We start from the raw sequence: 18,889 nt of genomic DNA, 5'->3' as shown, positions 1-18,889 counted from the left end.
GGGACGGGAACCGGCGGCGGAACCGGGCACGGGGGCGGGCACGGGGCCAGGGCGGAGGGAGGGCACGGGCCCGGGACGGCGCGAGGGCGCGGGGCCGGCCGGGCGCCGCGCGCCGGTCACATCCGGAAGACACCGAAGCCACCACGGGCCCCCTCCACCGGCGCGGTGTGGACGGCGGAGAGGCACAGCCCCAGGACGGTGCGGGTGTCCCGGGGGTCGATGACCCCGTCGTCGTACAGCCGCCCGGACAGGAACATCGGCAGCGACTCGGCCTCGATCCGCTGCTCCACCATGGCGCGCAGCGCGGCGTCCGCCTCCTCGTCGTAGGGCTGTCCCTTGGCGGCGGCGGAGGCCCGGGCGACCATCGACAGCACCCCGGCGAGCTGCTGCGGCCCCATCACGGCGGATTTGGCGCTGGGCCAGGTGAACAGGAACCGGGGGTCGTAGGCGCGACCGCACATGCCGTAGTGCCCGGCTCCGTACGAGGCGCCCATCAGCACCGACAGGTGCGGCACCCGGGAGTTGGCGACCGCGTTGATCATCATCGCGCCGTGCTTGATGATGCCGCCCTGCTCGTACTCGCGGCCCACCATGTAGCCGGTGGTGTTGTGGAGGAAGACCAGCGGGATATCCCGCTGGTTGGCGAGCTGGATGAACTGCGCCGCCTTCTGGGACTCGGCGCTGAACAGCACCCCTCGGGCGTTGGCGAGGATGCCGATCGGGTAGCCGTGCAGCCGCGCCCAGCCGGTGACCAGGCTCGGCCCGTAGAGCGGCTTGAACTCGTCGAAGTCCGAGGCGTCCACGATCCGGGCGATCACCTCACGCGGGTCGAACGGCACCTTCAGATCGCCGGGGACGATGCCCAGGAGTTCCTCCGGGTCGTACTTCGGCGGCTCCGGCCACGCCCCGGCGGGACCGGTGCCGGCGGGGGCCGCGGGGCCGGCGGGACTCGCGGGACCGGCGGCCCCGGCCGGACCGGTGCCGGCGGGGGCCGCGGTGGGCCCGGGCGGGGGTGCCGGATCGGGGTGCGCCTTGCGCCAGTTGAGCCGGGCGACCACCCGGCGGCACAGCCGCAGCGCGTCCGGTTCGTCGAGCGCGAAGTGGTCCGCGAGCCCGGAGGTGCGGGCGTGCATCTCGGCACCGCCCAGCGACTCGTCGTCGCTCTCCTCGCCGGTCGCCATCTTCACCAGCGGCGGCCCGCCGAGGAACACCTTGGACCGCTCCTTCACCATGATCACGTGATCGGACATGCCGGGCACGTACGCGCCGCCGGCGGTGGAGTTGCCGAAGACCACGGCGATGGTGGGGATGCCGGCGGCGGAGAGCCGGGTGAGGTCCCGGAAGAGCGCCCCGCCGGGGATGAAGATGTCCTTCTGGCCGGTCAGGTCGGCGCCCCCGGACTCCACCAGGCTGATCAGGGGCAGCCGGTTGGCGCGGGCGATCTCGTCGGCCCGCAGTGACTTCCGCAGCGTCCAGGGGTTGCTGGCCCCGCCGCGTACCGTCGGGTCGTTGGCGGTGATGACGCACTCCACGCCCTCCACCACACCGATCCCGGTGACCAGCGAGGCGCCCACCGGGTGGTCGGTGCCCCAGGCCGCCAGCGGGGACAGCTCCAGGAACGGGGTGTCGGGGTCGAGCAGCAGCTCGATGCGGTCCCGGGCCGGGAGCTTGCCGCGCCGCCGGTGCCGGGCGAGGTACTTCTCACCGCCGCCGGCCAGCGCCTGGGCGTGCGCGGCCTCCACCTCGGCGAGCCGGGCGAGCATCGCGGCACGGTTCGCGGCGTACTCCGCGGCCGACGGGTCGAGCGCCGAGGTGAGGACGGTCATCGCTGCTCCCTGTTCGGATCGCCGCCGGTGGATGTACGGGGGTGTGCGCCGCCGCCCGGGCCCGGTGGGCGCTGCCGTCCGTCCCGCTCCGGCGGGCGGGGATGCAGCCGGCCCGGTGCGGCGCGGCTGCCGTACGCCGCCGGCGGGCGGGCGGTCCCGGGGCCGCGTCCCGGTCCGGTACGGGGGCGCGGTCCCGGGGGTCGCCGCCCGTCCGCCCGCCGTGCGGGGTCACAGCAGCACCTCGGGGATGTCCAGCCGGCGGGCGCGGAGCCATTCCCCGACCGCCTTGGCCTGCGGGTCGAACCGCGCCCGGGCGGCGGCGCCGGCGCCCAGCAGGCCGTGCACGGTGAAGTTGAGCGCCCGGAGGTGGGGCAGCAGGTGGCGCTCCACCGGCAGCGCGGCGGTCTCCGGCAGCAGTTCGCGGAGCAGGTCCGTGGTGAGGGTGTGGGCGAGCCACCGCCAGCCGTCCTCGGTGCGCGCCCACACCCCGATGTTCGCCGAGCCGCCCTTGTCGCCGCTGCGGGCACCGGCGACCAGGCCCAGCGGGGCCCGCCGGGTGCGGCCGGGCGGCAGCGGTGCGGGCAGCGGGGGCGGCGGCACCGGCGGGGCGGGCCCGGACGCGGCGGGTGCCGGCGGCACGGCGACCCGGGTGCCGTCGGGCAGCACCGCCGTGTGCGGCACCTCGTCCGCCGCCACCGGCACCGCCTCGAACACCCCGTACGGCGAGCCGTCCCCGGGCGGGGCGGTGAGGTGGAACCCGGGGTAGCCGGCGAGGGCGAGTTCCACGGCGGCGCCGCTCACCGTCCGGCCGACCTTCGCCGGGTCCGTGTCGCGCACCACCAGCCGCAGCAGCGCGCTCGCCTCCTCCTGCACGGCCGCGTCCGGGGTGTCGGTGCGGGCCAGCGTCCAGCGCACCTCGGCCGGCCGGGCCGGACCGGACAGCGCCCGTTCCATCTGCTCGCGGGCCAGGGCCGCCTTCGCCTCGATGTCCAGCCCGGTCAGCACGAAGACGACCTCGTTCCGCCAGCCGCCGATCCGGGTCAGCCCCGCCTTGAGCGTGGCCGGCGGCGCCTCCCCGCGCACCGGGGCGATCCGCACCCGGTCCGGGCCCTGCTGGGTCAGGCGTACGGTGTCCAGCCGGGCGGTGACGTCCGGCCCCGGGTAGCGGGCGCCGGCGGTCTCGTAGAGGAGCTGCGCGGTGACCGTGCCGACGGTGACCGCGCCCCCGGTACCGGGGTGCTTGGTGATCACCGAGGAACCGTCGGCGTGGAGTTCGGCGAGCGGGAAGCCGGGGTGGCGCACGTCGTGCTCCCGGAAGAAGGCGTAGTTGCCGCCGGTGGCCTGCGCCCCGCACTCCAGCACGTGCCCCGCGACCACCGACCCGGCCAGCGCGTCCCGGTCGTCGGGCGCCCAGCCGAAGTGCGCCATGGCCGGTCCGGTGACCAGGGCCGCGTCGGCCACCCGGCCGGTGACCACCACATCGGCGCCCGCCCGCAGACAGGCGGCGATCCCGGCACCGCCGAGGTAGGCGTTGGCGGTGAGCACCCCCGGGCCCCAGCCGGCGCGTTCCGCCCGGTCCCGCAGGTCGTCGCCCTCGACGTGGGCCACCCGCACCGTCAGCCCGAGCCGGCCGGCCAGCTCCCGCACGGCGGCGGCCAGCCCGGCCGGATTGAGCCCGCCCGCGTTGCTGACGATCCGCACGCCGCGCTCCACGGCGATGCCCAGGCTCTCCTCCAGCTGGCGCAGGAAGGTCCTGGCGCAGCCCCGCACCGGGGCGGGCCGGCCGGCGGCGCCGGCGGGGACGGAGGCGGACGGGGCGGAGGAGCCGGCGGCGGCCGGGGAGGCGGCGGAGGAGCCCTTCAGCAGGTCGCGCCCGAGGATCAGCATCGTCAGTTCGGCGAGGTAGTCGCCGGTCAGCACGTCCAGCGGGCCGCCGGTGAGCATCTCCCGGAAGGCACCGAAGCGGTCCCCGTAGAAACCGGACGCGTTGCCGATGCGCAGCGGTGCGACGGACGCGGCCGGCCCGTGCCCGGGCGCGGTGGACGTGGCGGGGGTGGCCGGTGCGGCCGCCGGGGCGCCGGCCTTCGGCACGGCCGCCGGTGCGGCGGATTCCGGGCGTGGCGGACGGGCCCGGCCGGTCACCGGGCGCTCCCGCGCGGCGGGCGGTCCGGGCCCGGCGGTCCGGCGAACGCCTGGGCGATGCCCAGCCAGCGCTCCGCGTCCGGGCCCTCGGCCCGTACCGCCAGGTCGCCGGGGTGGGCCCGCCGGGTCACCAGCAGGCAGAAGTCGAGCGCGGGGCCGGTCACCCGCTGCCGGGCGCCCTCGGGCCCGTAACACCACACCTCCCCGCCGGGGCCGGTGAGTTCCACCCGGAACTCCTCGCCGGGCGGGGTGAGGCCGCGCACCGCGTAGGCGTGGTCCCGGGCCCGTACCCCGATCCGGGCGACGTGCCGCAGCCGCGCGGTCGGGGCCCGCCGCACGCCGAGCGCGTCGGCGACGTCCTCGCCGTGCGCCCAGGTCTCCATCAGCCGGGCGGTGGCCATCGACGGCACGCTCATCGGCGGCCCGTACCAGGGCAGCCGGTCCCGGGGCGGCCGGGCGGCGAGCACCTCGTGGAGCCGGGAACGGCCGGTGCGCCAGCGGGCGAGCAGTTCGGCGGGCGGCAGCCGCGCACCCTCCTCGGCCCCCTCGTCCACGAACCGCTCCGGCGCGGCGGCGGCCCGGGCCACCTCGCCCGCGAACCGCTCCGGGTCGGTGGCTGCCTCCAGGGCACGGTCGTCGGTCCAGGCCAGGTGCGCGATCTGGTGGGCGACCGTCCAGCCCGGCGCGGGGGTCGGCGTGGCCCACTCCCGGTCGTCCAGCCCGGCGACCAGGGCCTCCAACGCGGCGCCCTCGGCGCGCAGTTCCTCCAGGACGAGCTGTGGATCGGACACGGCGGTCTCCCCTCGTCGGATCGAGCGTGGCAGCGACGGGAAAAACAAGCAAGCGCGCTTGCATGATTTTTTGTCCGGGCGTGCCGGACCGTCCGGACACGGCGGGACCGGCTGAACAGGGCGGCTGCCAGCCGTAGTTGGCGGCTCGCGGCACGTTCCGGCAGGCCGGCCGTACGGCCGCCCGGGGCTCGTGGGTGAGCCGGCCCGATGCAGGAGACCGTACGGGGGCCTCCGGTGCGGCCGCGCCGCACGGGGCCGTACGCGCCGACGGACGGCACCTCGCCCCGGCGGTACCCGGCGGCACCGGGGCGACGCCGGAGCGGAGCCCCGCCGGGACCGGTCATCCGGCGCTGCCCGCACGGCCCTCCCCGCCCGTACCACCCGGGCCGGCGCCCGTATCGTGTCGCCCGGCGTCCGTACCGCCCGGCGGCGCTCCCGGACCCTCCGGGACCGTCGCCCGGCCGCCCGGTGCGGCGTCCGGGCCGCCCGGTACGGTCCCCGGCGGGGGCTCCGGGAGGGCGTCGGCGAGCACTTCGGCGAGGTGCCGCGCCCGTCCGCCGGCCAGCTGCGCGATCTGGGTGCGGCAGGAGTACCCGTCGGCCAGCACCTCGGTGTCGTCCGTCGCCCGCCGGAGCGCGGGCAGCAACTGCTCCTCGGCACAGGCCACCGATACGTCGTGGTGGCCCCGTTCGAAACCGAAGTTGCCGGCCAGGCCGCAGCAGCCGCCGCTCAGCTCGCCCACCAGTCCGGCCCGTTCCCGCAGCCGCCGCTCGGCGCCGTCACCGAGGACGGCGTGCTGGTGGCAGTGGGTCTGGCCGGCTACCGGGCGGTCCAGCAGCGGGGGCCGCCAGTGCGGCGCGAACTCCTCCAGCGCCCCGGCGAAGGTGCGCACCGCCGCGGCGAGCCGGGCCGCCCTGGGGTCGTCGCCGAGCAGCTCGGGCAGGTCGGTGCGGAGCGCCGCGGTGCAGCTGGGTTCCAGGCCGACCACCGGCAGTCCGGCGTCGAGCGCGGGCGCCAGCACGTCCAGGGTGCGCCGCAGGACCGTGCGGGCCCCGTCCAGCTGGCCGGTGGAGATCCAGGTGAGCCCGCAGCACACCGGGCGGGGCGGTACCACCACCCGCAGTCCGGCGTCCGCCAGCACCGCCACGGCCGACCGGCCGACCGCCGGCGAGAGGTGGTTGGTGAAGGTGTCCGGCCAGAGCACGACGGTACGCGGCCGGCCGGCCTCCGCCCCGTCGTCCCGCCCGCCGGCTGCCGGGCGCCGGGCGCCGGCGTACACCGCCACCCCGGACCCGCCCCCCGTCCGCCGGCCGCCCGGAGGCACCCGCCCCAACGCCCGCCCGGACCTCATCCGCGGGCGGTCCGGACGCCCGGTTGCCGCCGCGCGCCTGCCACCACCGGGTGAACGGCTCCCGGGCCAGCTCCGGAACCGCTCGCTCCGGGGTGACGCCGGCCAGCCGTTTGCCCAGCGCGGCCAGCGGCTTCACCCGCGCCAGTCCGTTGACCAGCGGGGCGGCGCGCACCGCCGCGACGGCCCGCAGCCACACCGGCAGCCGGCCCAGGACGAGGTGGGAGGCGGGCCGCGCCCGGTCGCGGTAGTAGTGGTGGAGGAACTCCGCCTTGTAGGTGGCCATGTCCACCCCCACCGGGCAGTCGCTGCGGCACCCCTTGCAGGACAGGCACAGGTCGAGCGCCTCCCGCACCTCCTCCGAGCGCCAGCCGTCCTCGATCACCTCGCCGGCGAGCATCTCGTGGAGCAGCCGGGCCCGGCCCCGGGTGGAGTGCCGCTCCTCGCCGGTCACCCGGTACGAGGGGCACATCACCTCGGCCCCGCCGGTGGTGCCGGTACGGCACTTGGCGACCCCGACGCAGCGCCGGACGGCGGCGGTGAAGTCCCCGCCGTCGTCCGGGTAGCCGAACGCCACCTCCACCGGCCCCTTCGGCAGCACCGCGAAGCGCAGGTTCTCGTCCAGCGGCCGGGGCCGCACCAGCACCCCGGGGTTGAGCCCGTCGGCCGGGTCCCACAGGTCCTTGGCCCGCTCGAACAGCCGGACCATCGGCTCCCCGTACATCCGGGGCAGCAGTTCGGCGCGGGCCATCCCGTCGCCGTGCTCGCCGGAGAGCGAACCGCCGTGCGCCACCACCAGGTCGGCCACCTCCCCGGAGAAGGCCCGGTACCGGCTCACGCCCTCCGGCCCCAGCAGGTCGAAGTCGATGCGGACGTGCACGCATCCCTCGCCGAAGTGCCCGTACGGGGCACCGTGCAGCCCGTGCTCGGCGAGCAGCGCCCGGAAGTCCCGCAGATAGGCGCCGAGCCGGGCGGGCGGCACCGCGCAGTCCTCCCAGCCGGGCCACGCCTCGGTGTCCCCGCCGGGCCCGGCGGACGAGGTGCCGGCGCGGATCCGGGTGGCGGTCCCCGCCGCGTCCTCCCGCAGGCGCCACAGCGCACGCTGCCGGGCCGGTTCGGTGACCACCGTGAAGCCGCCCCGGCCGCCGCCCGCCGTGCCGAGCCCGGCCACCGTGTCGCCGGCGCAGGCGTGCACCAGCCGCTCCGCCGCGGCCCTCGCCTCGGCCGGGCTGTCCCCGCCGACCTCCACGAACAGCCACGCCTCGCCCTGCGGCAGCAGCCCGCGGGCGTCCCCCATCAGGTCGGCCGCCATGCCCTCCACGGTCAGCGGCCGGTACGGCAGCACGGTGGGCGCGGCGTCGGCGGCGGTGCCCTCGTCCGGGTAGCCGAGCACCACCAGGGCGCGCGCCCGGGGCTCGTCCACCAGCCGCACCACCGCCTCGGTGAGCACGCCCCAGGTCCCCTCGCTGCCGCAGAACGCCCGCGCCACGTCCCGGCCCCGCTCCGGCAGCAGCGCGTCCAGCGCGTAGCCGGAGATCCGGCGCGGCAGGTCGGGGAACCCGGTACGGAGCAGGGCGAGGTGGTCGTCGGTGAGCGACCGCAGCCCGTCCCGCAGCCGGGACGGCAGACCGTCCAGCCCCCGGGACAGCCGCAGCCGTTCCCCGCCGTACCCGAGGGCGCGCAGCTCCACCACGTTGTCGGCGGTGGTGCCCCAGGCGACGGAGTGCGCCCCGCAGGCGTTGTTGCCGATCATCCCGCCGAGGGTGCAGCGGCTGTGCGTGGACGGGTCCGGGCCGAACGTCAGGCCGTAGACCCCCACCGCCGCCCGGAGGCGGTCGAGCACCACCCCGGGCTGGACCACCGCGGTCCGGGCGTCCGGGTCGACGGCCAGGACGCGGTTCATGTGCCGGGTGAAGTCCAGCACCACCCCGGTCCCGGTGGCCTGCCCGGCGATCGACGTACCGCCGCCGCGCGGCACCACCGGCACCCCGTGCTCGCGGCACACCGCGAGGGCCGCCGCCACGTCATCCGCGTCCCGGGGCGCCACCACCCCGGCCGGCACCCGGCGGTAGTTGGACGCGTCCATCGTCATCAGCGCCCGGTCGGCCGTCGCGAAGGACACCTCGCCCCCGACCACCGCCCGCAGCGCCCGCACCAGCCGGTCGTCTCCGCTGCGCTCTGCCATGCCCTCAGCCTGCCCGCCTGGGCGCCGCCCTACCGGTCCGGCGGCCCCGCGTCCCCCGCCGGGGCTGCCGGCGGCCCGGTCGCGTGCGGACCACGCCCGGCGCGCCCGTCCGCCGCCCCGGCACCGTACGGCCGGCCCGGGGTGCGGGCCGGCCGGTGGCGGGCGGTCAGGTCCGGCTGAAGCGGTCAGCTCCAGCTGAAGGGGCCGCCGAACAGCAGGGTGTGCTCCAGGACGTCCTCGGCCGGGTCGTCGATCTGGCCGATCTGGATCACCGTGAAGCGCGGCCCGTTGTGGGAGTGGACCGGCGACTCGTCGGCGTGCGCCGGACCCGCGCCCAGCGCGCAGACGGCGGCGAGGAACGCCACCAGCACGCCGCACCGGGCCGGCCCCCGGCCCCTGGTCCCCCCTCGCCCCGGTCCCCCTCGCCCCCGGTGCCCATGGTGCCCCTCATCCTCGTCTCCCTTCCCCTCGGCGCGATCGGCATCGCGCTACCGGTGTGGTCATCGACGGGTACGGCGAGAGGTCACGGCAGATCATCCGACCGGATGCCCGGCGCGAGCGCCTGTTCCCGTCCGCCCGTCCGCCCGTCGGGGACCGGCACGCGCCCCGTCCGAGCCCGCCGCCGCACCGGCACGGGCTCCGGACGGCCCCACCCCGGCACGCGCCCCGGGCGGGCCCGCCGCGGTACGCGCCCCGGGCGGGCTCGCCTGCTCGCCGGCACACGCCCCCGGGCAGCCCCGCCGCCGCGCCGGACGCCCTTTCCGGGCCGGGGGCCCTCGCACCGGACGCCTCCTCTGGCCGCAGGCGCCCGCGCCGCACTCCCCCGCCCCGGCGCGTCGCGGCGCTGCCGCGCCCGTCCGTGCCCCGCCGCGCCCTTCCGGGCTCCCCCTCACTCCTGTCCGCCCCCGTCCGCCGCGTCCGCCCCCGGGGCGCTCCCGTCCGCCCCGGTCCGGCACCGCCCGCCCCCGCGAACGCCCCCCGCACCACCGGCCCGACCGCGCCGGTCCACACCACGGCCCGTCCCCCAAGGCCCCGCGCAGGCCCGTACCCACGCCCGTACGCAGGACCGCGGGCCACGGGCCGCACGCACGGGCGGCCGCTCGTACCGCCCGGCCGCGCCGGCCTCCCGGCCCCCGTTCCGGGGCAACTCACCGCGTAACGCCCCGGTAAGGTTCCGGACATACCGTCTCAGCGGCTGGACGCCTCTCGGGGCGGTCACCGGCGACGGACTAGGCTTCGTCCGTGGCCGAGATCGAGATTCCCGCTGACATCAAGCCCGCCGACGGTCGCTTCGGCTCGGGCCCCTCCAAGGTGCGCACCGAGGCGCTCGACGCCCTGGCCGCCACCGGTGCCTCCCTGCTGGGCACCTCCCACCGCCAGGCTCCGGTCAAGAACCTGGTCGGCAAGGTGCGGGACGGCGTGAGCCGGCTGTTCTCGCTCCCCGAGGGGTACGAGGTGGTGCTGGGCAACGGCGGCTCCACCGCCTTCTGGGACGTGGCGACGCACGGTCTGATCGAGAACAAGTCACAGCACCTGACCTTCGGCGAGTTCTCCTCGAAGTTCGCCAAGGCCGCCAAGCTCGCCCCCTGGCTGGCCGAGCCGTCCGTGATCTCCTCCGACCCCGGCACCCACCCGGAGCCGCGGGCCGAGGCGGGCGTGGACGTCTACGCCCTCACCCACAACGAGACCTCCACCGGCGTCGCCCTGCCGCTGCACCGGGTGACCGGCGCCGACGAGGGCTCGCTCGTCCTGGTGGACGCCACCTCGGGGGCCGGCGGGCTGCCGGTGGACATCACCCGGACCGACGTCTACTACTTCGCCCCGCAGAAGTCCTTCGCCGCCGACGGCGGACTGTGGCTGGCGGTCTTCTCCCCCGCCGCCGTGGAGCGTGCCGAGCGCATCCACGCCTCCGGCCGGCACATCCCGGAGTTCTTCTCGCTGCCCACCGCGATCGACAACTCGCGCAAGAACCAGACGTACAACACCCCCGCGCTGGCCACCCTGTTCCTCCTCAACGAGCAGCTGGAGTGGATCAACGGCCAGGGCGGTCTGGACTGGGCGGTGCGCCGGACCGCGGCCTCCGCCGAGGCCCTGTACGGCTGGGCCGAGGCGTCGAAGTACGCCTCGCCGTTCGTCGCCGACCCGGCCCAGCGGTCCCAGGTCGTCGGCACCATCGACTTCTCCGACGACATCGACGCCGCCGCGATCGCCAGGACGCTGCGCGCCAACGGCATCGTGGACACCGAGCCGTACCGGAAGCTGGGCCGCAACCAGCTCCGGGTGGCGATGTTCCCGGCCGTGGACCCGGCGGACGTACAGGCGCTCACCGCCTGCGTGGACTACGTGGTCGAGCGGCTGTAGCCGGCGCCCGCGCCCCCGACCGCACCACCCGTGCCCCGTCGCCCGCCCGCCCGGCGGACGGCGGGGCACGGCCGTTCCACGTTGCCCACGGCCCGCCGCCACAACCCGCCGCAGCTCGCCGCCGCGCCGGACGGCGACGAGCGGCGGCGGCCGGCGGTGCGACGGTGACCGGTGGGACGAGGCCGGGCGGCGCCCGGCACCGGTCACCGGCTCTGCCGCTGGAAGCGCCGGACGGCGAGCGGCAGGAACACCGCGGTGATCACCAGGGGCCAGACGACGGCCATCAGCAGCGCGTGCTCCCCGGCCCAGCCGCCGCCCGCCGCCGCCGGCGCGCCGAACAGCTCGCGGACGGCATCGGCGGTGGCGGACACCGGATTCCACCGGGCGATCGCGCCCAGCCAGCCGGGCATCATCTCCGGCGGCGTGAAGACGGACGAGATCATGCCGAACGGGAGCGCCACCGCGAACAGGTTTCCGGCCGCCTCCTGGTTGGGCACCAGCAGTCCCAGGTACACCCCGACCCAGGTCAGCGCGGACCGCAGCAGGATCAGCAGGCCGAACGCGGCGAGCGCCCGGACCGGTCCGCCGTCGGGCCGCCAGCCGACGGCCAGGGCGATCACCGCGAGCACCGCCAGGTCCAGGCAGGCACCGAGGACGTCGGCGACCCCCCGGCCGCTGACCACCGCCGAGGGCGCCATCGGCATCGAGCGGTAGCGGTCCATCACCCCGCGGTCGCGGACCACGGCCACCACCACGGCGGTGCTCATGAAGCCGTTGGCCATCGTCATCGCGAACATGCCCGGCAGGGCGAAGTCCTTGTAGTCCGCGCCGTCCGCCACCACCATCGCGCTGCCGAAGACGTAGACGAAGAGGAGGACGAAGACCACCGGGGTGCCCAGCTGCCAGGCGATGGTGGAAGGGTTCCGGACCAGGTGGAGGAGTTCGGTGCGGACGATGGTCAGGCAGTCGGTGACCGCCCAGTACGCCCGGCGTTCGGGGCCGTCGACGGCGTCCCGCAGGTTAAGTGTGCCGCTCATCGCTCCGCCGCCTCCTTGTGCCCGGCCCGGTCCCCGTCCGGCACGGTCCCGCCGGCCCGGGGTCCGTCCGGCACGCTTCCACCGGCCCGGGGCCCGTCCGGGGTCCCTTCGCGGGCCCGGCCGGGGGCCGGCGATCTCCTTCCGTCCGCGGCCGTGCGCCGCACCGCGCCGTCCGCGGCCGGCTCCGGGGCGGTGCCGCCCGGGCGTCCGGAGGTCAGCCGGAGGAACACCTCGTCCAGGGTCGGCCGGCGCAGCCCGAGGTCGTCCAGCGCCACACCCCGGTCGTGCAGGATGCGGGCCGCCTCGGCGAGGGAGGGCACCGGGTCCGCGACCGGTACGGACACCCGGCGGCCCTCGGGATCCGTCCCGGGCGGCGCGTCCGCGGGCGCGATCCGGGCCAGCAGCTCCGCGACGGCGGGCAGGTCGGCGGCGTCCCGCACCACGGCCTCGATGCGCGCCTCACCGGCCGCCCGCTTGAGCCCGTCCGGGGTGTCGTCGGCGATCTTACGGCCGCGCTCGATGACCGCGATCCGGTCGGCCAGCCGGTCGGCCTCGTCCAGGTACTGGGTGGTCAGCAGCACCGTGGTGCCGTCGGCCACCAGGGCGCGGACCGCCGTCCAGACCTCGTTGCGGCTGCGCGGGTCCAGACCGGTGGTCGGCTCGTCCAGGAAGAGCACCTCGGGCGCGAGGATCATGCTCGCGGCGAGGTCGAGGCGGCGGCGCATCCCGCCGCTGTAGCCCTTGACGCCCTGGTCGGCGGCGTCGGTCAGCCCGAAGCGGTCGAGGAGTTCGGCGGCGCGCGCCTTCGCCCGGCGCCGGCCCAGGTGGAACAGGCACCCGAACGTCGTCAGGTTCTGCCGCCCGGTGAGCGCCTCGTCCACGGCCGCGTACTGACCGGCCAGCCCGATCCGCCGGCGCACCTGACGGGGCCGGCGGACCACGTCGAAGCCGGCCACCTCGGCCCGGCCGCCGGTCGGCCGCAGCAGGGTGGCGAGGACGCGGACCGCCGTGGTCTTGCCCGCCCCGTTGGGGCCGAGCAGTCCGTACACCGTGCCCCGCGGCACGGTGAGGTCGAAACCGTCGAGCGCGTCGTGATCGCCGTACCGCTTGCGCAGTGCCTCGGCGCGGATCGCGGCGCGGGTGTCGTCGGGTGGGCTCACGGCAGCCTCCTGGAGCCGGTCGGAACGTGCGGAGCGGGATGGGACGGAGGGTGGGGCACGCCGGCACCCCGAACTGGGTACGCCGTATGCAGTCCCCGGGCAGCGTACACCGTACTCAGTTTTTCCGCGGAGGGATACGATGGCCGGAAGATGACGACCGAACACAGCGGCAGCGGAGATGTCTCACGCAGCCTGGAGCTGCTCTGGGGGCTCGGCGAGCGGCCCACCCGGGGCCCCAAGCCCGGCCTGGAACTGAGCCGCATCGTCACCACGGCGGTGCGGATCGCGGACGCGGAGGGCCTGTCGGCGGTGTCGATGCGCCGGCTCTCCACCGAACTCGGCGTCGGCACCATGTCGCTCTACCGCTACGTCCCGGGCAAGGCCGAACTCCTCGACCTGATGCTCGACCACGTGGCCGCCCTGGACACCGGCGGCGAGGCCCCGCCGACCGGCTGGCGGGACGTCATGGAGCGGGTGGCGCACGGCCTGTGGCGGCTGTACGAGCGTCACCCCTGGCTGCTCCACGTCGACCAGGCCCGGCCCATCCTGGGCCCGAACGCCATGGACGGCCTGGAGTTCGCCCTCCACGGGCTGGACGGCCTCGGCCTCACCGACCGGGAGATGGTCAACATCATCGTCGCGGTGGACGGCTTCGTCTTCGGCACCGCCCGCAGCCACCTCAACGCGGTGATGGCCGAGCAGCGCACCGGCGTCAGCCACGAGGACTTCTGGAACGCCCAGGCCCCCGTGCTCAGCGAGGTCCTCGCCGGCGGCCGGTACCCGACCCAGGCGAAGCTCGGCCCGGACGCGTTCACGGGGTCCGGCGAGGAGGTCTTCGCCTTCGGGCTGCGGAGCCTGCTGGACGGCATCGCGGCGTTCATCGCGGAGCGCACCGGCACCTGACCACCCCACGGCCGGCGGGTCCGGCGGCACGACAGCCCCGCCCCGGCCCCCTGTGCGGCCCCCCCGCCCGCCGCGCCACCGGCCCGTCCGCCGGACCGCTCCGCCCCGCCCGCCCCGCCTCTCCGTCGCGCCGCCAGACCTCGCCCACCGGGCCCGTCCGCCGGGCCGGCCGCACGCCCCCCGATTGTCGAACCCGGCGTTCCGTGCCTCCATGGATCCATGGCCCGTCCGCACCGGCCCCGCCGCTCCCACGGCCCGGCGCCCCCCGGCTCCTCCCGGGCCGGGCCCGAGCCGCTGGACCCCGTGGACGACCGGCCGTCCATCACCCGGTTCGCACGGGAGACCACGGTGCTGCTGACCAGCTACGCACCGGACGGCTCCCCGGTCGCCACGCCGGTGAACATGGCGGTCGAGGGCGACCACGCGTACCTGCGCGCCTACGAGGGCGCCGGGAACGCCGAGCGGATGCGGAACAACCCGCTGGTGGAGATCGCGCCCGCCACGGCCCGCGGGAAGCCGACCGGGCCCGCCGTCCGGGCCCGTACCCAGCTGCTGACCCGGGGCGGGGGCGAGGACCGCCACGCCGCCCGGGTGCTCGCCCGGAAGCACCCCCTGGTGCACGGGGTGCTCGGCCCGCTCGGCCACCGGCTCCGGCGGGACCGGGTGCTCCACTTCGAGGTGCGCCTGGTCGCCGAGGACGAGCGCTACCCGGAGGCCGGCGGCACCGGCCCCGCCCCCGCCCCCGGTTCCGGCGGTGTTCCGGGCTCCGGCCCGGAGACCGGCTCCGGTTCCGGTCGGGGGTCCGGCGGTGTCCCCGGTTCCGGCCCGGGGTCCGGCGGTGTCCCCCGGTCCGGCCCGCCCGGCGGCGGGCCCGCGTCCGGTCCCGGCCGGGCGCCGGGCCCGGCCGGGTAGGCGTCTCAGCCGCCGGACGAACGCCGCCTGCCGCCACGTCCCCGGCCGCCCCGGAACCCCAGCAGCGCCAGCAGGGCCACGCCCAGCGCCGCCGCGGCGATCAGCAGGTCGCTGTCGCCGAGGAGGCCGCCGTCCCCGTCGTCACCGCCGGCCGTCCCGCCGCCCCGCCGGTCACCGTCGCCGTCCTCGCCCTGCCGCCGGGCGGTCGCGTCGGGCAGCTGTTCGCCCTCCAGCCCGACCGCGCTGACCCGGCTGCCCTCGCCCTCGGTCCCGAACATCAGGGTCCCGCCGTCCGGGGTGAAGGTGACCGACTCGCCCTGCCGCTGGAGCGGCACCCGGGGCTGCTCGGCCACCTCCGCGCCGAGCCCCTTCTTGCCCCACCGGTACTCCTCGGCCCCGAAGTAGGCCCGCAGCACCAGCCGGCTGCCGTCCGGCGCGAAGGCCCCGTCGGTGATCTCCAGGTCCAGGTCGGCGACGCGGCGGAAGGTGTTCACGCCGGACGGCGAGAGCCGGGCCGGTCCCTCGTAGAGGCCGGCGTCCTCCTCGCTCTTGCTCGCGATGTACACCCGGCCGGTGCGCGGGTGGACCATCAGCGCCTCGGCGTTGCGCGGCCCGCCCTCGTACACCACGTCGAACTGGGTGGCGTCCACCGTGACGTCCCGCAGCCGCTCCGGCTCCGGGAAGCGGTAGATCCACACCTTGGACCAGGTGCCGCCCAGGTTGTCGCCGATGTCGCCGACGTAGACCTGCCCGTCCGGCCCGACCGAGACCGCCTCCACATCGCGGGGGGCGCCGATGCCGCGCAGCGTCACGGTGGCGACGGTGCGGCCGGTCCGCCCGTCGATCGCGAAGACGTACGGACCGTCGTCGCTGTCGTTGTGGGTCCAGTAGACGCCGGGGTGCGCCCGGCTGGCGGCGAGGCCGCTGGACTCGGTGATCCGCTCGTCCTCGATCGTGAAGGAGGACGGAGCGGTGTCGTCGGCGGCGGCCGGCGGGACGGCGGGCAGCGTCAGCAGCGCGACGGCACCGAGCACAGACAGAGGCGAACGCATGGGCCAAGCCTGCCATATCACCGACCGAAGGTAATCGAGGGATTACCTGCACTGAACCCAGGAATTCGGAACGAATTTTATCGGCCATTGACGGCAAAGTGGACAACCGCGTTGCGGGAAAGAATCACGCCACCCTACGGTCTCTGCCCATGAGCGGATATGGTCAAAACTCTTTCCCGCCGGCCCCGCCGGTCATGCCTTCCGGTACTGCCGGCGGCGCCACCAAGATGGTGGGCTTCGCGATCGCCGGCGCGGTCGTCGCCTTTATCGGCACCTTCCTCAACTGGTCCTACTCCGACACCGCGAGCGGCGGCGTCAAGGGCAAGGAGTTCACCGACGGCGTCATCGTGATGATCGCCGCCGGCCTGGCGGCCGCCGCGCTGGTCGCGGTGCTGGCCGCCAAGAAGCCCCAGCTGTCCGCCGCCGGTGCCGGTCTGTCCCTGATCGCGCTGGTCGTCGGCGTGCTCAACCTCGTCGACCCGGACCGTGCCCCCATCGCCAAGGCGGAGAGCGAGGCCGAGGACGCGGGCGCCACGGTCAGCGACAGCGACCTGGAGAACATGGTCGAGCGGCTGGACTTCTCCGCCGCCCCCGGCGTGTACCTGGTGGTCCTCGGCTCCCTCGCGGCGGTCGTCTGCGGCTTCCTCGCATTCAAGAACTCCCGCACCGCCCGATAGCCCCAACCGGCAAAAGACGCAACGCGATTCACCCTCCCGGAATTCGGTGGTTCGCATTCCGGAACCGGAAACGGACGGAATACGAACCGCCGATTTCCTGTACATCCTGTGAAGTTTCTGTGCACCCGGCGGCGCTCTCGCGCAGTCCCGGTGGCCGGTCCTCACCCCCGCTCACGGCCGGCCACCGCCGCCGTGCCGGACCGGCCGCCGGGCTCCGTAGGGCGCCCCCAACCGGTGCGCCGCACACCGGACCACCGGCCGGACCCGGCCGGCCGGCCGCCGCACCGGTCGCCGGGGCCGGAGCTGCAGCGTCGCCGGAGCCTGGCCGTACCGGTCGCCGGAACCGGGACCGTACGTCTGCGGAACCGGCCGGACCGGCCGCCGCGTCCGCGTCACCCGGTCCCGGTCCGGACCCGGCCCGGGACCGGGGCCGCACCTGCCACCGGGCCGTCCGGCGGCGCCTCCAGGAGGCACCCGCCGGGCCCGGCACCGCCCGGCCGGATCCCGCACCCGCACACCGGTGCATACTTCACCGATGCGCATCATGTTCGTCGGTGACTCGATGACGATCGGCAGCGCCGGCGACTACACCTGGCGTTACCGCATGTGGGAGCACCTCAACCGGACCTTCGGCCGCCGGTACGCGATCGTCGGCCCCCGCAGCGAGCTGTACGACCCGCGGGCCGACGCCCCGGTCTCCCAGGACTACGCCGACCCCGGCTTCCCGCCCGCCGCCCGCCGCCACCTCGCCGGCTGGGGCGAGGGCTGGCTGCACATGGCACCGCTGATCGAGGAGGCGGTGCGGGCACACCGCGCCGACACCCTGCTGGTCTCCCTGGGCCTGATTGACCTCGGGTTCTACACCGGCGCCGAGGACACCGTGGCCAACGCGCGGCGCTTCCTGGCCGGCGCGCGCGCCGCCAACCCGCGCGTCCAGGTGGTGGTGCTGCCGGTGATACCCAACGTCCGCGCCGAGTCCGACGCCCTCTTCGCCGCCGAGGTGGAGCGTTTCAACGAACTCCTCGCCAAGGCCGTCGCCGACCTGGACTCCCCGGCCTCGCCCCTGCTGCTCGCCTCCCGCCCCGCCGGCTACCGGCTCCACCGGGACACCTACGACGGCACCCACCCCGGCCCGTCCGGCGAACACCTCATCGCCGCCGCCTTCGCCGACGCCATGTACCAGGCGTGGGACGTCGGCGACCGCTACACCCCCGCCGACCGCACCGGACGCCGTCCGCGGTGAGGCCGGACGCCGTTTTCGAAGACCCGGGCCGCCGCGCCCGGTGACCCCGGACCGCCGCTCACGGTGACCTTGGACGTGGTGCGCGCGGCCTCCGGGCGACGCCCGCGATGACGCCGGGCGCGGTTCCGGTGCCGCCGGGCGCGCGCCCTTGCCTAGAGCGCACTCCAAGGCGTTGGCTGGACGACCATGAAGTACACACAGCTGGGACGCACCGGACTCAAGGTCAGCCGCCTGGTGCTCGGCACCATGAACTTCGGCCCGCAGACCGACGAGGCCGAGAGCCACGCGATCATGGACTCCGCGCTCGGCGCGGGCATCAACTTCTTCGACACCGCCAACGTCTACGGCTGGGGCGAGAACAAGGGCCGCACCGAGGAGATCATCGGCTCCTGGTTCGCCCAGGGCGGCGGCCGCCGGGAGAAGACGGTCATCGCCACCAAGGTCTACGCCAACATGGGCGCCGAGGGTGAGCCCTGGCCCAACGAGGACCGGCTCTCCGCGCTCAACATCCGGCGCGCCGTGGACGCCAGCCTCAAGCGGCTGCGCACCGATCACATCGACCTGTACCAGTTCCACCACGTGGACCGCAGGACGCCGTGGGAGGAGATCTGGCAGGCCATCGACGTCCTGGTGCGGCAGGGCAAGATCCTGTACGTCGGCTCCTCCAACCACGCCGGCTGGCACATCGCCCAGGCCAACGAGACCGCGCGCCGGCTGGGCAGCTACGGGCTGGTCAGCGAGCAGTGCCTGTACAACCTGACCGAGCGCCGCGCCGAGATGGAGGTCATCCCGGCCGCCGAGGCGTACGGGCTCGGCGTCATCCCCTGGTCGCCGCTGCACGGCGGTCTGCTCGGCGGGGTGCTCCGCAAGGAGAAGGAGGGCGCCACGGCCCGCTCCGGCGAGGGCCGCAGCGCCGACGCGCTGAAGAACACCGCCCTCCGGGAGAAGATCCAGGCGTACGAGGACCTGCTGGACAAGCACGGGCTGGAGCCCGGCGAGGTGGCGCTGGCCTGGCTGCTCACCCGGCCGGGGGTCACCGGTCCGATCGTGGGCCCGCGCACCGCCGACCAGCTGTCCTCCGCGCTCCGGGCGGTGGAACTGGAGCTGGGCGAGGAACTGCTCACCGCGCTGGACGAGATCTTCCCCGGCCCCGGCCCGTCCCCGGAGGCCTTCGCCTGGTGACCCGGGCCGGTGCCGCCCGCCCGGTACACACCGGGTGACATGCCCTCCCGCCGGGCCGGCGGCCCGGCGG

General features: G+C 76.1%; 15 protein-coding genes. 6 read left to right on the top strand and 9 right to left on the bottom strand.

Annotated elements, in window-relative coordinates; genetic code table 11:
- Nucleotides 1-116: 116 nt before the first annotated feature.
- The 6 genes from IHE55_RS17140 to IHE55_RS17120 all read right to left on the bottom strand — a co-directional run bounded on the left by IHE55_RS17140 (nucleotide 117) and on the right by IHE55_RS17120 (nucleotide 8,663).
- On the bottom strand, nucleotides 117-1,763 hold the full coding sequence (locus IHE55_RS17140) for an acyl-CoA carboxylase subunit beta (protein WP_372442765.1): 1,647 nt from the start codon (nucleotides 1,761-1,763) through the stop codon (nucleotides 117-119).
- 291 nt (nucleotides 1,764-2,054) lie between these two features.
- On the bottom strand, nucleotides 2,055-3,770 hold the full coding sequence (locus IHE55_RS17135; RefSeq protein ID WP_232266462.1) for an acyclic terpene utilization AtuA family protein: 1,716 nt from the start codon (nucleotides 3,768-3,770) through the stop codon (nucleotides 2,055-2,057).
- A gap of 194 nt (nucleotides 3,771-3,964) precedes the next feature.
- Nucleotides 3,965-4,759 (bottom strand): TIGR03084 family metal-binding protein, encoded by a 795-nt coding sequence (locus tag IHE55_RS17130; protein ID WP_197989821.1) that lies wholly within the window; start codon nucleotides 4,757-4,759, stop codon nucleotides 3,965-3,967.
- A 340-nt stretch (nucleotides 4,760-5,099) separates the two neighbouring features.
- Complete coding sequence (locus tag IHE55_RS31395; RefSeq protein WP_232265597.1) at nucleotides 5,100-5,651, bottom strand: (Fe-S)-binding protein; 552 nt, start codon at nucleotides 5,649-5,651, stop codon at nucleotides 5,100-5,102.
- Nucleotides 5,539-8,292 (bottom strand): FAD-binding and (Fe-S)-binding domain-containing protein, encoded by a 2,754-nt coding sequence (locus tag IHE55_RS17125; protein WP_232265596.1) that lies wholly within the window; start codon nucleotides 8,290-8,292, stop codon nucleotides 5,539-5,541. Before IHE55_RS17125 ends, IHE55_RS31395 begins: the two co-directional genes overlap by 113 nt.
- Before the next feature lie 185 nt (nucleotides 8,293-8,477).
- A complete protein-coding gene (locus IHE55_RS17120) occupies nucleotides 8,478-8,663 on the bottom strand; it encodes a hypothetical protein (RefSeq protein ID WP_197989820.1) in 186 nt (61 codons plus the stop codon).
- Between the two features lie 871 nt (nucleotides 8,664-9,534).
- Between IHE55_RS17120 and serC the strand changes: the two genes are divergently transcribed.
- Complete coding sequence (serC, locus tag IHE55_RS17115) at nucleotides 9,535-10,653, top strand: phosphoserine transaminase (RefSeq protein WP_197989819.1); 1,119 nt, start codon at nucleotides 9,535-9,537, stop codon at nucleotides 10,651-10,653.
- 203 nt (nucleotides 10,654-10,856) lie between these two features.
- Here the strand turns inward: serC and IHE55_RS17110 are convergent, their stop codons facing one another.
- Together IHE55_RS17110 and IHE55_RS17105 are read right to left on the bottom strand one after the other, a co-directional pair.
- Nucleotides 10,857-11,690, bottom strand: coding sequence for an ABC transporter permease (locus tag IHE55_RS17110; RefSeq protein WP_197989818.1), 834 nt, complete (start codon nucleotides 11,688-11,690; stop codon nucleotides 10,857-10,859).
- Nucleotides 11,687-12,850, bottom strand: coding sequence for an ATP-binding cassette domain-containing protein (locus IHE55_RS17105; protein WP_197989817.1), 1,164 nt, complete (start codon nucleotides 12,848-12,850; stop codon nucleotides 11,687-11,689). Before IHE55_RS17105 ends, IHE55_RS17110 begins: the two co-directional genes overlap by 4 nt.
- A gap of 150 nt (nucleotides 12,851-13,000) precedes the next feature.
- On the opposite strand from IHE55_RS17105, the gene IHE55_RS17100 reads away from it, so the two are divergent.
- Complete coding sequence (locus tag IHE55_RS17100; RefSeq protein WP_197989816.1) at nucleotides 13,001-13,753, top strand: TetR/AcrR family transcriptional regulator; 753 nt, start codon at nucleotides 13,001-13,003, stop codon at nucleotides 13,751-13,753.
- A gap of 219 nt (nucleotides 13,754-13,972) precedes the next feature.
- Nucleotides 13,973-14,665: a PPOX class F420-dependent oxidoreductase gene (locus tag IHE55_RS32695; RefSeq protein WP_307826702.1), complete on the top strand. Its 693-nt coding sequence runs from the start codon at nucleotides 13,973-13,975 to the stop codon at nucleotides 14,663-14,665.
- A gap of 5 nt (nucleotides 14,666-14,670) precedes the next feature.
- Here IHE55_RS32695 and IHE55_RS17090 read toward each other — a convergent pair whose 3' ends face one another.
- Complete coding sequence (locus IHE55_RS17090; RefSeq protein ID WP_197989815.1) at nucleotides 14,671-15,717, bottom strand: SdiA-regulated/phytase-like domain-containing protein; 1,047 nt, start codon at nucleotides 15,715-15,717, stop codon at nucleotides 14,671-14,673.
- Between the two features lie 194 nt (nucleotides 15,718-15,911).
- Between IHE55_RS17090 and IHE55_RS17085 the strand changes: the two genes are divergently transcribed.
- The 3 genes from IHE55_RS17085 (at nucleotide 15,912) to IHE55_RS17075 (ending at nucleotide 18,819) form a co-directional block, all read left to right on the top strand.
- Nucleotides 15,912-16,394, top strand: a complete 483-nt coding sequence (locus tag IHE55_RS17085; RefSeq protein ID WP_197989814.1) for a hypothetical protein — start codon at nucleotides 15,912-15,914, stop codon at nucleotides 16,392-16,394.
- 535 nt (nucleotides 16,395-16,929) lie between these two features.
- Nucleotides 16,930-17,637, top strand: a complete 708-nt coding sequence (locus tag IHE55_RS17080; RefSeq protein WP_197989813.1) for a GDSL-type esterase/lipase family protein — start codon at nucleotides 16,930-16,932, stop codon at nucleotides 17,635-17,637.
- Nucleotides 17,638-17,823: 186 nt separating this feature from the next.
- A complete protein-coding gene (locus IHE55_RS17075; RefSeq protein WP_197989812.1) occupies nucleotides 17,824-18,819 on the top strand; it encodes an aldo/keto reductase in 996 nt (331 codons plus the stop codon).
- Nucleotides 18,820-18,889: the final 70 nt, after the last annotated feature.

Origin of the sequence: Streptomyces pactum, assembly GCF_016031615.1 — a bacterium.
GTDB lineage: Bacteria > Actinomycetota > Actinomycetes > Streptomycetales > Streptomycetaceae > Streptomyces > Streptomyces pactus.
This window is presented reverse-complemented; position numbering and strand designations above follow the sequence as displayed.

Bases quoted from the DNA above. Each gene is read 5' to 3' on its own strand.
- IHE55_RS17140 (WP_372442765.1), bottom strand. From the start codon at position 1,763: ATGCTCGCCCGGCTCGCCGAGGTGGAGGCCGCGCACGCCCAGGCGCTG.
- IHE55_RS17135 (WP_232266462.1), bottom strand. From the start codon at position 3,770: ATGCTCACCGGCGGCCCGCTGGACGTGCTGACCGGCGACTACCTCGCC.
- IHE55_RS17125 (WP_232265596.1), bottom strand. From the start codon at position 8,292: ATGGCAGAGCGCAGCGGAGACGACCGGCTGGTGCGGGCGCTGCGGGCG.
- IHE55_RS17110 (WP_197989818.1), bottom strand. From the start codon at position 11,690: ATGAGCGGCACACTTAACCTGCGGGACGCCGTCGACGGCCCCGAACGC.
- IHE55_RS17100 (WP_197989816.1), top strand. From the start codon at position 13,001: ATGACGACCGAACACAGCGGCAGCGGAGATGTCTCACGCAGCCTGGAG.
- IHE55_RS32695 (WP_307826702.1), top strand. From the start codon at position 13,973: ATGGCCCGTCCGCACCGGCCCCGCCGCTCCCACGGCCCGGCGCCCCCC.
- IHE55_RS17090 (WP_197989815.1), bottom strand. From the start codon at position 15,717: ATGCGTTCGCCTCTGTCTGTGCTCGGTGCCGTCGCGCTGCTGACGCTG.
- IHE55_RS17085 (WP_197989814.1), top strand. From the start codon at position 15,912: ATGCCTTCCGGTACTGCCGGCGGCGCCACCAAGATGGTGGGCTTCGCG.
- IHE55_RS17080 (WP_197989813.1), top strand. From the start codon at position 16,930: ATGCGCATCATGTTCGTCGGTGACTCGATGACGATCGGCAGCGCCGGC.
- IHE55_RS17075 (WP_197989812.1), top strand. From the start codon at position 17,824: ATGAAGTACACACAGCTGGGACGCACCGGACTCAAGGTCAGCCGCCTG.